The following is a 14,027-nucleotide window of genomic DNA, read 5'->3' on the forward strand; positions in this document are numbered from 1 at the left end:
TTTCTAATTTCCCCCTATCAGCTCACAAACATGATCCCCATCAAAAAAGTATAAATAAACATGATCCACTTGTCTACCACTAATTTTCTCAATAGCCTCTTTATACATATCCATCTGCACCTGATACCGTTTCTTCAAAATAGCTTCTCCCCCAAGCCAGCCATTTTCAAATTTCCCAGTTATCTGATCTGTCTTATAATCAATAATAATAAGCTGATCATCAAGCTCCACCATCACATCAATCATCCCTTGAACGATAATCTGTTCCATCGTACCCACATCTTGATGCAAACGATTTGCAGGAATCTTATAACTAAACGGAATTTCCCGCTGAGTAAAGTCTGGGTTGGCAAGCATCAGTTGCCCTAAAGCACTATCAAAGAAATTCAATATAAGATCTACTTGTATAGATGCCGCCTGCTCCTTAGTCATAATCTCCTTAAACACAAGTTCATCAAGCAATGACTCTATTCCTATTGCAGTCGGTCTCTCGTTTAAAGACAGCGCCTGCATCACCGTATGCATCGCAGTTCCCCGCTCCGTTGCCGTCAATTGTTTTTCTTGTAAAAATTTAGGTCGCTCAAACGATACCGGTTGCGTACTTCTCGTAAATCGCGTATCACTAAAGCTATCCGAAACAGCAAACTGGCGCTTTACTTCCGTCACCGATTGTTTCGATCGGATGGTCGTTTCTTCTGTAAAGCCATAATGAAAGGAAAGGCGCTCCTGAATCTGCTCAAAATAAGGTGATTGCTCCACAGGCTCCTTCCCGTACTTCACAATATCTATCCAACTTGAATCCAAGCGAACATCCGCGTCCACCATTAAAAATTCCTGGCAATGATACTTTCTAATCACCAGACCCATATTCGTAGGTAAACGAACCGCATCAGGTAAAAGTCCCTTCTCCATCTGATCCAGATAATCCGGGTGCCTTACAAAAGCATTGCCCATCCATTGTAAATAATTTTTCGCTTGGTATCTTATACTTGCTGGCAATATCCAATCCGGATACATCAAATTACGTTCCCACTCTGTAACCGCTTTTTCAAGATTTGGGAGTGTACCAACCAGAATCAACTTCTCTTCTGCCCGCGTCAAGGCTACGTATAGAACGCGCATTTCTTCCGCCATCATCTCAGCAACCTTTTTATACTTAATTGCTTGTTGCATAATGGATGGATATACTAATCGCTTTACAGAATCATTATACCGTGTTGCAAAGCCAAAGTCTTTATCAAATAAATATTTATTATAAATATCACGCATATTAAACTTACGATCTAATCCAGATAAAAATACAACAGGAAACTCTAAGCCCTTGCTGGCATGAATCGTCATCATGCGGACAACATCCTCTTTTTCTCCCAGCGTTTTAGCAGTTCCAAGATCTTGCCCCTTCACCTGTAATCTCTCGACAAACCTAATAAACCGAAATAAACCACGAAATGCGGTCTTCTCATACTGATTAGCACGATCCAACAATGCTCGTAAGTTCGCCTGTCTCTGCTTTCCACCAGGTAAACCACCAACAAAATCATAAAAATGCGTCTCTTGAAAAATTTGCGCAATCAAATCTGCCAAGTTCTCACGCATAGACAACTCTCGCCACTTGCTTAGCTGTCTCAAGAAAGACTGTACTCGCAAAGCCAAATCTCCCGTTTCAGAAACCGAGTATATTTCTAGGGCTTCAAAATACGGTTTATTTTTCCCAGCGGCACGAATGCGAGCCAACGCATCCTCATCCAAATTAACAATCGGTGATCGTAATACAGAAGCTAGCGGAATATCTTGATATGGATTATCGATAATTTTGAGCAAAGATACCATAATAGCAACCTCCGTCGCCTCAAAGTATCCCGAATTATTATTTGCATAAAACGGAATATCTAGCTCCTTCATCGCATCCTCCACATCAGGTGCACTCGTGAGCGCTCGCGATAAAACCACGATGTCTCGGTACTCTATCGGCCTGTATTGTTTCAATCTCTTATCAAAAACAGGCGTCTTATCAGCAATCAATGTGGCAATTCTTTTCGCAATATAACGCGCCTCTACTTGCCTTTTTTTCAACTGTTCCGGCGCCAATTCATCCTCTTCACTTGATTTTTCATCCTGCTCCATATCAATCAAAATAAGTTCCGTCTGAGTATTATCAGACTCTGGAAAATGAGCACCTAAAACCAGTTCCGCTTGCTCATCATATTCCATTTCTGCGACTTCCGTATCCATCAGCTGATTGAAAATAAAATTCGTTGTATCAAGTACATCCCCGCGACTTCTAAAATTCTGTGATAAATCAATTTTCAATCCAGTCCCATCGCCACCCTCGGTATAACGCTGATACTTCGCCAAAAACAAACCTGGTTCCGCCAACCGAAAACGATAAATCGACTGCTTCACGTCGCCAACCATAAATAAATTGCCCTCTGCCTCTGAAGGTGCCGTAACTAGTGATAATATACGTTCCTGCACCATATTGGTATCCTGATATTCATCGATCAAAACTTCTTTAAATTTCTCCTGATACCCCACTGCCGCATTAGACGGAGCACCTGCCTGTTCTGGATCACTCAGAATCCGCAGTGCCAAATGCTCTAAATCATTAAAATCAAGCATTCCTCGCGAAACTTTCTCCTTATAAAAACGCACCGAAAATTCTTTGGTAAGCTCCACTAAAGTTTCGATGGTCGGCTTCATTTTCTCTAAATCTGAAATATACCGAATACCCTCTCGTGTAAACCACTCACTTCCTGCATCTGTCACAACCTTTTTAGCCTGATCTCGAAGCTTCTTTACCTGATCGACTAAATCTTCATCATACAACTCTTTATTTTTCAAAGTTGCAATCCGCTGAAATTTGGTGGCCTTCCAACTATCCGTCAAACTCTTCCAATTCTGTTTAAGTGCCTGCATCAAAAATCGAATTTGCTCCAAATCATTCTCAAGTGTCATTAAATAGGGCTCTGGACCAGCTGACTCACCACATAAAAAAATCGCATGTTTCAAAAAATGCTCCGCCTGTCGCAACGTCATACTTAATTGCTTCTCAATCATCGAATAAAATGGCAAAGCTGACACATCTGTTATTTCACCGACATCATAGTTAGTAAGAATCGCACTCAACCATGCCTCAGGTTCAGGGTGCGCTCGTGAAAAATCATAAAGTTCGCCAACAACTTTTCCAATATCATCATCTGACCGATCACCAGAAAAAGTATCCACTAACTCAAAAAATGCAATATTCTCTGCAATTCCATAATGCTCCTCCAATAACTGATCCATCACCTCATCACGCACCATTGCACTTTCAATAGGCTCAATCAAACGAAATTCTGGATCAATATCAGCCAAATAGTAATATTTTTTTATCACATCTAAACAAAACGAATGAAGCGTAGAGATAGAGGCATAGTGGAGCAAGCCAATCTGCCGTTTCAAATGTGCAGACGATTCATCAAGCAACAAAGCATTCTCCACAGCCTTGCCAATTCTAGCCTTCATTTCAGCAGCAGAAGCGTTCGTAAATGTAACAATAAGTAGCTCATCCACATCTATCGGTGCATCTTGGTCTACAATTTTCTCGATTACCCGGTTCACTAGAACAGCTGTTTTTCCAGATCCAGCAGCAGCAGCAACAAGAATGTTTTGGCCACTTGCATGTATCGCATTCCATTGGTCATCCGTCCAAGTGACGTCCTCTGGTTTTACCGGAATCATCCTTTTCATTCCTGCCCCTCCTCACGCATCTTCCTCAAAATATCTTCCCGTTTTTGATTCTCTAATTTACGATATTGATTGCTCTCAAGCGAGGCATCAAACTGGCAAACAGATCGAAATGCACATAATTGACAAGGTGTCCGTTCCTTTAATTTATAAGGATTAATTGAGACTTCCCCATCAATAATCTTATTCCCAGCCCTCGTGTATTGATGACGCACATACTGCCGCATAGTGTCAAACTCTGCCTTTGTCGCCGTAGCCGAATGTGCATTAAAATGACCATCCTTTTTCAGTCCTGTTGGTATGACCGAAGATGTTTTACCAGCCTCAAGCTCCGTATCCATAAGCGATACCGCCAATGCATCATCCAAAACTAATCCCTTCATCCGAAAACTTTTCAATAATTCCTTCTCAATCTCTGTCTCCGTTAAGTCCTTATCCGCATGAACAAGCGGATTGTGCATATGAAAATATAGCACTCCAGCAGGTTCTGCCACTTTTCCAATAAGCTTCGCTGAATTCTCTACAACAATGTCTAAATAAGTCAACATCTGCAAGGCTAACCCATAATAGACTTCGGTCATCGGTAAATCATGAGCACTTGACTTATAATCAATAATTCTTAAAAATGTCCGTTCTCCCTGCTCCGCCTCATCAATTCTATCAATTCTTCCTTGTAAAATAAGTTCTCGCCCATCATTAAGTGGTAATTTCAAAGGTGGTATTTCTCCCTTCACCCCAAAATCAACCTCTAATCCAACAGGCTTAAACTTACTTGTCTTAGCCTGCTCATTCAATACACGTGTAGCCCGTATAATGATATTTAAGAGCTTATACTGAATGTATTCCAACCTCTTTGTACTAAGCAAAATCTCATGTTGTAGCTTGGGCGCCAAATATTCCATAGCAAGTGTCGCCAGTTTCATGCACTGCTCTACTGACAACTCTCCCCATTCCAAATTATTCTTCCGGAGTTCAGCTGAAATCCATTCCATAGCTCCATGAAATATTTCACCAATATCCACTGACTGCAGCTTGAAATGCGCCCGCTCCTCCAGCTTCAAGCCATGCTGCGCAAAATGCTGAAAATGGCAACTATAAAATCGTTCCATCCTTGAAACACTCGCATGAATATTTTCTCCAAATAAAGAAGTTGAAGCTTCTTCGGAAATATTCTTCGCCTTATTTTGATAAAATAAACTTTCTAAAATCCGTAAAGCAGGGCTTCTCCACTTGTTATTAGATTGGAAAAAATCGTAAGCATCCCACCAAACAGAAGACATCGGATATCCTTTTTTCTTATACTGCATTTGTGCTGTTAAGAGAGCAATTGCAGATCTTGGTGTTGAAATATAAGCCGCCTGCTCTGCTGAATCATCCAATAAAGAAGGATCACTCAAATAAAGCCCTCTCTCAAGCTTTGGAAAAATCGCTTCTATACGCCTAATATAGCTCGATTCTGACAATTCCTTTCCATTATCATCTGCATTAGGAAAACTCAAAAACAAGCGTTCTGAGGGTAGCGTAAACAGACGATAGGCAAGAAACTCTTCCGTCGAAAGCATATTCTTCCCACTAGGCCGAACCGTAATTCCTGATTGATTTAAATAATCTCGATCTTCATCCGATAAAATACCACTCTCCATCTTCTTCATCGGCAAAACGCCATCATTAATACCTACGGCAAAAACAATCTTCATATTCAGCAGCCTTGAGCTATCCATATCAGCAACAATTAGCTGATCTAGCGATGGTGGTAGCAAAGCAAAATCCAATGCATCGAGCCCTGTATTAATAATATCAAAGAAAATATCAAACGGAAGCTCCTCATCGCCCATAACCTCCACAAACTCATCCAACAAAGCCACAACCGACTTCCAAGCTTGTTCGTGTTCTTTCGCTAACTCAAGCTCATTCATCTCCTCCGCCCGTTTACGCCACATATTTAAACGTCCATCAACCTGTACATCCAACATAAACTCAAAAAGCGCACTCGCCTGTGCTCGGCCAGTATTAGCAGCTTTCAATCGTTTTTCTAAGCTCATTAGCGGCGTTTTAATTTGCTCTCTTACTTCATTAATCGTAGCTTCTTTTGCCTTCTCATCATCTGTTTGTACCCCTTGCTTCAAATCTAACCCACGTATTTTCCGATAAGTCCAAGGTCGCTTATCCATCCACCTACGTTTATTATAAATTCCATTCTCTAATATATAATTCTCAAAAATATCTACCTTCCCCCGGTAAGCACTACTACTAACCTCTAACGGGAAGAAAAATTCTGTTCGAACAGCTTGAAACACAGACTCATACTGCCAATTAGTGCGAATTACATCCAAGCTAGAACGAAGAAATTCAACCATTGGATGATTAGCCATTGTCCGTTGCTTATCGATAAAATAAGGAATATCGTTCGTGCTCAAAGAAGCCTTTAGAATCGTCTCATATGCATCCGCATTTCGAAGTAAAATAGCCATATCTCGGTAACGATACCCCTCTAATACCAGCTCTCTAACACGCCTCGCAACCCCATCAATTTCTGCACGTCGATTATTGGCCTCATCGATAGCTAGACTTGGTGTAGCATCAGCAAATTCCATCGCAGAAAACATACCCCAATGCTCCTGTAAGTAGGTTAAATCCTCATTTTGAAAGCGATGATTATCTTTTAAAACAACATCAGGCAATATCTCACAAACTTTGTTCTGCGCAATTTCTTTTAAGTTCGCATAAGTCATTCCTGTGAGTTGAAATAAATTGTACTCCTGCAAATTATTCATACTATAGGCTTGGTCCAATGTCAACGCAATTGTCACATTTTTACAAGTAGCAAATAGTTCACCTAAAATCAAATACTCTTGTGGTGAAAATTCATGAAATCCATCAATAAAAATAGTACTCTCTCTTAGAAATTGGCTACCAGAAATGGCATTCGCAAGCAGCCCCAGATAATCCTCATTCTCTAAATATTTCCCAGCTAGCAATTCTTCATAGGCTTTATAAAGCACTGCTATATCTGCCATTTTATTATTTAAATCAACGCTACTTTCATTATCGAAACCTTGCAATTGTTCCTGTTCAACACAACATTGTTTCATCTCTTTAAAAATCTGTTCCAACTCTTTAATAAATCCTTTTTTAGAACCATTTCTCCCAAACAACTTTAATTCATCCTGCTTCTCAAGCATTATTTTACGAATCACCATTTCTAATCCAGAATCGGTCAGAAAAGTCCTAGCCAAGCCACCAGTCTCTTGTAAAATACGCCAAGCTAGACGACTAAAACTAAAAATTTGCGCATGTAATAATCCTGCAATATCCTCACGCTCAAAAAATACCGTCTCGGTTTGCAAAGTCATCTGATCTGGAACTAAGAAAACACAATTCTCCCCCTCTGTGCTATTCATTCGCTCTTCTAGCAGGTCCATTACTAGCCTAGTTTTCCCCGTACCCGCGCGCCCTATAATAAACTGTAAACTCATTCCACTCACCACCGAACGTATGTTTGTTTTTATATCATAACACATATTACTCAACTCGACCATATTTATTTTAAATTCCTAGTTTCAGTCTATCACTATAATTCAATTTCAACAAATGACAAAAAAACTAGAGCCCAAAAGGCTCTAGTTTTCGCTTTGTTTATTTAAAAAATCAGCATTTCCTGCTGCATTTTGTTTAATTTCTCTGTTAAAAGATAAAACCTCTCTTTATCGTTATTATCTAGAGCTGTATCAATTTCATCCTTTACTTGTTGCATCCGGTGTTCATCAAGGAGCATTGTCATGTAGCACTCAATAAATGTATTCACTAACTCTTTTTCTCCTTTTAGAACTCCAACTTGATTAACTAATGAACTTGAAAAATCTCGCATTTCCATGACTGATCACTCCTTCTTAATTTTTTATTACCACAATGAAAAAATAGGAATAAGGGGTTAAAAAGTCATATTCTTTATAAAAATAGAATTTTTAGAAAAAATAGTGACTTCAAGAATTAGCTGTGCTATACTCAAGCTAGCAAATGAGATGAACCACTGACAGATAGCTTCAAAGTAGGTGTACCTAAGATTTTTTCAAAAACAAACCGGATATTCCATAACCTTAACTCGGTGCATTTACACTACTTACTATACATCCAAAGGAGTGACACTATGTCCAAGAAAATGAAAATGCCAGTGTATGAGGTCAATCCCCATACCATGATAATCCTGCCTCTAAAAACAAAATCAGGGGTGCAATCAGAAATCTTTGAATTAAACGATCATCGTATATCTAGTTTTACCCCATTATTTCTAATTAAAACAAGCTGCCAATATTTTGGATCTAGTTATGAAGGTAGAAAAGAAGGGACACGCTTCTTAACAGGCGTTACTCACAAGCCTCCAATCATGATTGATCCATCTAGCTTCACCTATGCTTTCCCAACAACTTCAGCCGGAAGAGATGATTGTATTTGGATCTTCCCACAACATATCTCAGAGTACTATGATTCCAACTATAACTGTACAACTATCCTATTTAATAATAAACAAAAAATAAAATTATCTGTTTCTTTCGCTACATTCAACAATCAAATGGCCAGAGTTTCCATGCTACATATGAAATTCTCTCAAAAAATGCGTAGCGTGGAAAGTGAGTATCCGTACTCCAATCTATTGTTCCCACCCATCTCTCTTACGGCAGAAAGTCGAGAACCTTATACTATTAGCGAAGTTCGAGAAGCCAATGATCATTTTCTTGATTTTAGCCTCTCTAACGATGAGAAACAAAAAAAGAAGAAAGAAGACGAAGAAGAGAAATAAAAATGAGGCAGTCACCTTTTTCCGGTTTGTGGCTGCCTCTTCTAAAATTAATTATTTCCTAACGCTTCCGAAATTCTTTTCAAAAGTAATAGTTCTTCTTCTGAATAGGAGTAGGGCAATTCTAAGTACCATTTTTCTAGTTCTGGATTCCCAATCAGAGGAAAAGCATTCACTGAATTTTTTTCCCTAAGACCTGCTACATCATCCAATAAAAAGTCAGTTGTTGTCCCTAACTCCTCCGCCAATTTAGCAAGAATAAATACAGGTGGCCTATGATTATCATTCTCATATTTACTAATTGTAGAAGATGTGACACCAATCTTTACTGCTAACTGCTTTTGAGTTAATCGATGTTTTTTTCTAAGTGCTATTAATTTTTCTCCAAAATCCATACCCTCACCCCTTCCTATACATTCATTATAGCAATGAACTACAGATATTTCGACTATTATTGTGTAAACTTCTTTAACGTACAAAAAAACTGCTCCATTTCTAGAGCAGCTTTTCCTCCTATTTCGCTTTTTTCCAAAACCCGTATAGAAGTCCGGATATTACTGTCCCAATCAAGATTGATAACAGGAACAACCCTGCATGATTAGCCAATCCTGCAACAAAAATACCACCATGCGGCGCTGGAACATTGATATGCCAGAATTGAGTCAGCCCACCAGCCACTGCAGACCCTACTACACATGAAGTAATAACCCTTAATGGATCAGCTGCTGCAAAAGGAATAGCACCTTCCGTTATGAAAGATAGTCCTAAAACATAGTTTGTGAGGCCAGCTTGACGTTCATCTGATGTAAATTTATTTTTAAATATAGTTGTTGCCATTGCAATCGCCAGTGGTGGAACCATTCCTCCAGCCATAACAGCTGCCATGAATGCACCATCTGTATTTCCTGTACTTGTAAAAACTCCAATCGCAAATGTGTAAGCAGCTTTATTAAATGGGCCACCCATGTCTATCGCCATCATACCACCTAAAACAGTTCCTAAGATAACTGCATTCGCCGTTCCTAATGACTGTAATTGATCTACTAAAAACTTATTAATCGTTGAGAAAACAGGATCAAAAATGAAATACATTAATCCGCCCGTAATAAGTAATCCTAACACAGGATATATAAGAATGGGTTTCAACCCCTCAAGTGTCTTAGGCATTTTAGAACAAAGAACTTTTAACCCAAGTACGACGTAACCTGCTAAGAAACCTGCAAGTAGTCCACCTAAAAAGCCAGCATCAGATGTAGCCGCAAGCAGTCCACCGACCATACCGGGCATTAAGCCAGGACGATCCGCGATGCTCATTGCAATAAAACCAGACAAAATCGGAATTAAGAACATAAACGCACCTGTTTTGCCGCCACTAATCGCTCCAAGCATATCGGTAAATGCCTTAGCACTTGGGAAGTATTGCTCTAACAAGAACGAAAAAGCTAATAATATACCGCCACCGACAACAAATGGTAGCATGTGAGAAATACCGTTCATTAAATCTTTATAGATCCGACTCCCGATAGAAACGCGCTGCCCATTAGGTGAAGAACTATCAGGTGAAGAACTATCTTTTTCTCCACTATGATGGTACACTGGAGCATCTTTAGCAATGGCTTTATTGATCAGTTCTTCTGGTTTTCTAATTCCATCACTTACCGGTGTTTCTAAAACAGGCTTCCCATCAAAGCGAGCCATCTCTACTTTTTTGTCAGCCGCAACAATGACACCGCTCGCTCTTTCAATTTCTTCTGCCGTCAGCTTATTTTTAGCACCATCTGAGCCGTTTGTTTCTACTCGGATATCCACGCCCATTTCTTTAGCTTTGTTTTTCAAAGCATCCTCAGCCATGTATGTATGCGCGATACCTGTAGGACAAGCTGTAACTGCGACAACAAACGGTATGTCTGATAAGCTGCTATCTTCCTTTACTTCTGGTTCCTCAGCCTCTGCTTGTGCTTCGTCAAATAGAGCTACAACTTCATCGGTACTTGTAGATCCTCTCAATTTCTCAACAAAATCAGGGTGAATAAGCAATCTAGATAAAGCTGCAAGTGTTTCCAAATGCGTTTGGTTTGCTCCATCTGTCGCTGCAATCATAAAGAAGAGAGAAGCCGGCTGACCATCTAAAGAATCATAATCAAGCCCATTCTCACTCTTTGCAAAAACGACAGCAGGCTTGCTAACAGCCTTTGTTTTTGCATGAGGCATGGCAATACCATCACCAATCCCTGTAGAGCTCTCTTGCTCTCGTTTCATTATTTCTGCTTTAAAAAGAGTAGCATCATTCACTTTCCCCGCTTCAACAAGCTTAGCAATCATTTCATCAATAGCACTTTCTTTTGTTGTTGCCTTTAACGAAAGTATCATTGTATCCTGACTCAAAATATCTGTTATTTTCATCATGTAGCCCCCTAATTAAATTTCTGTAATTTCAACCTCTGGAATTAATTTTTGTATCGCCTCATATGTTGCTAAATCCGTAGAAAAAGCAGTTGCACTTCCTGTAGCCACAGCAACCTTAAACGCCTCTAAAACATCTTTATTTTTTGTATAAGTGCCAATAAATCCACCAATCATTGAATCCCCAGCACCTACAGAATTGTTTACCACTCCAATTGGGGTATTAGATCTATAGACTTTATCTTTTACAAACAACAGTGCTCCATCACCTGCCATCGATACTATCACATGCTTAGCGCCAAGCTCTAAACACTTTTTACCATAAAAAATAATATCTTCTATCCCACTAAAAGTAACACCAAAAAGCTCAGCTAGTTCATGATGATTCGGTTTTATGAGAAAAGGACCTCGACGTAAGGTGTTCAATAAGCTATCACCCGTTGTATCAATCGCAAACGCTACATCCATCGCCTCACATTTTGCAATTATTTGATCATAAAAATCGCTTCCAATAGAAGGTGGTATACTACCTGATAGAACAACAATATCCCCTTGCTTCATTACATCAAATTTTTCAAAAAATGAAGCTATCTCATCCATATTAATAATAGGGCCAACACCATTTATTTCCGTTTCCTCACCATGCTTAAGCTTGATATTGATTCTCGTATCATCAGCTATGTTTGTAAAATTACTCTTACTTCCCTCCGATTCTAACCATTTTTGAATAAAATCACCAGTGAAGCCGCCTAAAAAGCCTAACGCGCAATTATCTATTCTTAATTGATTCAAAATACGAGAAACATTCACGCCTTTACCACCAGGAAGCTTCAAATTACTATCCATCCTATTTAAACTACCTAACCTTAACCCCTCTACCCTTACAATATAATCAATTGACGGATTCAGTGTCACTGTATAAATCATTCTTGTACCTCCAAAACATTTGTCTTTTTCATGAGTATTGATTTTTCTTCTGGTTTTACTTGATTCATAATAAGCACTCCGTCCGCTAAATCAAATATTTTAGCAAAGTGGCTATGATGCAATTTAGAGGCATCCGCCAAAATAAAAGTCTCATCAGCAAGTGACATCGCTCGGCGCTTCAGCAAGGCTTCCTCCATATCAGGCGTTGTGTAACCATCAATCAAATGGACACCATTTGCACCTATAAAAGCCTTATCAAATCTGTAATTTGCGATATTATCTAAAGCAATCGCCCCAATAATGGCCTTTGTTCTCGCTTTCATTTTTCCACCGAGAATATACGCATCTAAATCTAAACTAACTAATTCCTCTACATGCATCAAGCCATTAGTAACAACCGTAATATTGCGTCCTCTCAAAAAATCAATCATTTCAAAGGTTGTAGACCCAGCATCTAAATAAATGCAATCTCCCTCCACAACTGTTGAAGCAGCTAATTCAGCAATTCCTTTTTTCGCTTGAACGTTTGTGACTGATTTTTCAATCATGCTCATTTCGATAGTTCGATCCTGACCGAGTATTGCTCCTCCATGCACTCTTTTTAATACTCCCATCTCTTCTAATTCCGCTAAATCACGACGAATTGTTGATTCCGAAGATCCAGAAACTTCAACCAAATCCATTAGTTTTACGCTACCATTACGCTTTAGTCGTTCTATTATAAGGTTATGCCTTTCCGCATTAAGCATATAACCCCTCCATTCACCATAAGAATAACACCAAAAACATTCACAGTCAATCAAATTCTTTCATATGTATATTTTTTTTTTCATATCTATGTCTTTCGGGCAATTATTCCGATATTGGTATTTTTTTAAGGGCATTTTTTCACGGAACTATTTAATCAATCTTTTCCGTAGTCATTAAAAATATACATTAATCCCCAAAATAATTATCTATCTATTAATTTTTTATACTATTATTTGTCATTGAACGATTTTGAAAGAGTTCTTTTCTCCTAATTTATGCATTCTTAACGCCACTCATGAACTTAATTGACGTCATTTTGTGCGATATATCCAAAATTTTACATCAAAATTTCCTTATTTTTATTGTTTTTTTACAATTTTATGTCTAAATTGTGTCTATTAATTAGACATAATCAACCATCATTTTTCTTAGCATTTTATACTCATATTAAAAATAAACTATAAATTCTGTTTTAATAGATTATTTTTAAATAATATCTTCTATTAATGCTACTGGTTCTATTAATTTGCTGTCTTTCTGAGATGTAACAATTTCCTCCACAAACAGCTAAAGAAGCATATTAAAAACATATTATCTTTTTAACAACGAGGCATAACTCGTACCCTTTTTTGCCCCGCAATTAATATAGAATCAAAACAAAAACCCCAACACTTTTGAAGGTGTTGGGGCTGCTTTGATACCGGCGGCCGGGGTCGAACCGGCACGATCGTGAGATCACTGGATTTTGAGTCCAGCGCGTCTGCCAATTCCGCCACGCCGGCATAATAATATCATTATACTGTATTCTTAAGAAAAATTCAATGGAGGCGCCAACCGGATTTGAACCGGTGATAAAGGTTTTGCAGACCTCTGCCTTACCACTTGGCTATGGCGCCATTCATAAGAAAAATAAGCGGAAGACGAGGTTCGAACTCGCGACCCCCACCTTGGCAAGGTGATGTTCTACCACTGAACTACTTCCGCAATAACTGGGCTAGCTGGATTCGAACCAGCGCATGACGGAATCAAAATCCGTTGCCTTACCGCTTGGCTATAGCCCATCGTTTAAGTATTAAAAATGGGGCGGATGATGGGAATCGAACCCACGAATGCCTGAACCACAATCAGGTGCGTTAACCACTTCGCCACACCCGCCACTATTCAATTTACTATTTTGGCAGGGGCAGTAGGAATCGAACCCACACTGAAGGTTTTGGAGACCTTAGTTCTACCTTTAAACTATGCCCCTATAAAAATATGGTGGAGGGGGGCAGATTCGAACTGCCGAACCCAAAGGAGCGGATTTACAGTCCGCCGCGTTTAGCCACTTCGCTACCCCTCCAAAAATTAAGGTGGCTTGGGACAGAATCGAACTGCCGACACCTTGAGCTTCAATCAAGTGCTCTACCAACTGAGCTACCAAGCC

8 protein-coding genes and 8 tRNA genes are annotated in these 14,027 nt (G+C 39.2%); 1 reads left to right on the forward strand and 15 read right to left on the reverse strand.

What is annotated here, in order from left to right; translation table 11 throughout:
* Window positions 1-3 precede the first annotated feature (3 nt).
* From addA to HCJ54_RS14525, 3 genes are all read right to left on the reverse strand, one after another.
* A complete protein-coding gene (addA, locus tag HCJ54_RS14515; protein ID WP_187138152.1) occupies window positions 4-3,729 on the reverse strand; it encodes a helicase-exonuclease AddAB subunit AddA in 3,726 nt (1,241 codons plus the stop codon).
* A complete protein-coding gene (gene addB / locus HCJ54_RS14520) occupies window positions 3,726-7,202 on the reverse strand; it encodes a helicase-exonuclease AddAB subunit AddB (protein WP_187138153.1) in 3,477 nt (1,158 codons plus the stop codon). Before addB ends, addA begins: the two co-directional genes overlap by 4 nt.
* Before the next feature lie 164 nt (window positions 7,203-7,366).
* Window positions 7,367-7,600 carry an IDEAL domain-containing protein gene (locus HCJ54_RS14525; protein WP_185410011.1) on the reverse strand — a complete coding sequence of 78 codons (234 nt, stop codon included), beginning with the start codon at window positions 7,598-7,600 and terminating at the stop codon, window positions 7,367-7,369.
* A 273-nt stretch (window positions 7,601-7,873) separates the two neighbouring features.
* Between HCJ54_RS14525 and HCJ54_RS14530 the strand changes: the two genes are divergently transcribed.
* A complete protein-coding gene (locus HCJ54_RS14530; protein ID WP_185410010.1) occupies window positions 7,874-8,524 on the forward strand; it encodes a competence protein ComK in 651 nt (216 codons plus the stop codon).
* A 47-nt stretch (window positions 8,525-8,571) separates the two neighbouring features.
* Here HCJ54_RS14530 and HCJ54_RS14535 read toward each other — a convergent pair whose 3' ends face one another.
* The 12 genes from HCJ54_RS14535 to HCJ54_RS14590 form a co-directional block, all read right to left on the reverse strand.
* Window positions 8,572-8,916 carry a helix-turn-helix domain-containing protein gene (locus HCJ54_RS14535; protein ID WP_187138154.1) on the reverse strand — a complete coding sequence of 115 codons (345 nt, stop codon included), beginning with the start codon at window positions 8,914-8,916 and terminating at the stop codon, window positions 8,572-8,574.
* A 118-nt stretch (window positions 8,917-9,034) separates the two neighbouring features.
* Window positions 9,035-10,924, reverse strand: a complete 1,890-nt coding sequence (locus HCJ54_RS14540; RefSeq protein WP_187138158.1) for a PTS fructose transporter subunit IIABC — start codon at window positions 10,922-10,924, stop codon at window positions 9,035-9,037.
* A 15-nt stretch (window positions 10,925-10,939) separates the two neighbouring features.
* Window positions 10,940-11,851, reverse strand: coding sequence for a 1-phosphofructokinase (gene pfkB, locus HCJ54_RS14545; RefSeq protein ID WP_187138155.1), 912 nt, complete (start codon window positions 11,849-11,851; stop codon window positions 10,940-10,942).
* Window positions 11,848-12,600, reverse strand: coding sequence for a DeoR/GlpR family DNA-binding transcription regulator (locus HCJ54_RS14550; protein ID WP_187138156.1), 753 nt, complete (start codon window positions 12,598-12,600; stop codon window positions 11,848-11,850). Before HCJ54_RS14550 ends, pfkB begins: the two co-directional genes overlap by 4 nt.
* A gap of 699 nt (window positions 12,601-13,299) precedes the next feature.
* Window positions 13,300-13,383, reverse strand: a tRNA-Leu gene (locus tag HCJ54_RS14555).
* Window positions 13,384-13,423: 40 nt separating this feature from the next.
* Window positions 13,424-13,497: transfer RNA gene (locus HCJ54_RS14560), tRNA-Cys, on the reverse strand.
* A 16-nt stretch (window positions 13,498-13,513) separates the two neighbouring features.
* Window positions 13,514-13,585, reverse strand: a tRNA-Gly gene (locus tag HCJ54_RS14565).
* 5 nt (window positions 13,586-13,590) lie between these two features.
* A tRNA-Gln gene (locus tag HCJ54_RS14570) sits at window positions 13,591-13,662 on the reverse strand.
* An 18-nt stretch (window positions 13,663-13,680) separates the two neighbouring features.
* A tRNA-His gene (locus HCJ54_RS14575) sits at window positions 13,681-13,756 on the reverse strand.
* A gap of 20 nt (window positions 13,757-13,776) precedes the next feature.
* Window positions 13,777-13,850 (reverse strand) — tRNA-Trp (locus tag HCJ54_RS14580).
* Between the two features lie 9 nt (window positions 13,851-13,859).
* A tRNA-Tyr gene (locus tag HCJ54_RS14585) sits at window positions 13,860-13,943 on the reverse strand.
* 11 nt (window positions 13,944-13,954) lie between these two features.
* A tRNA-Phe gene (locus tag HCJ54_RS14590) sits at window positions 13,955-14,027 on the reverse strand.

The sequence above is a fragment of the Listeria grandensis genome (genome assembly GCF_014322885.1).
In the GTDB taxonomy this organism is placed as follows: domain Bacteria; phylum Bacillota; class Bacilli; order Lactobacillales; family Listeriaceae; genus Listeria_A; species Listeria_A grandensis.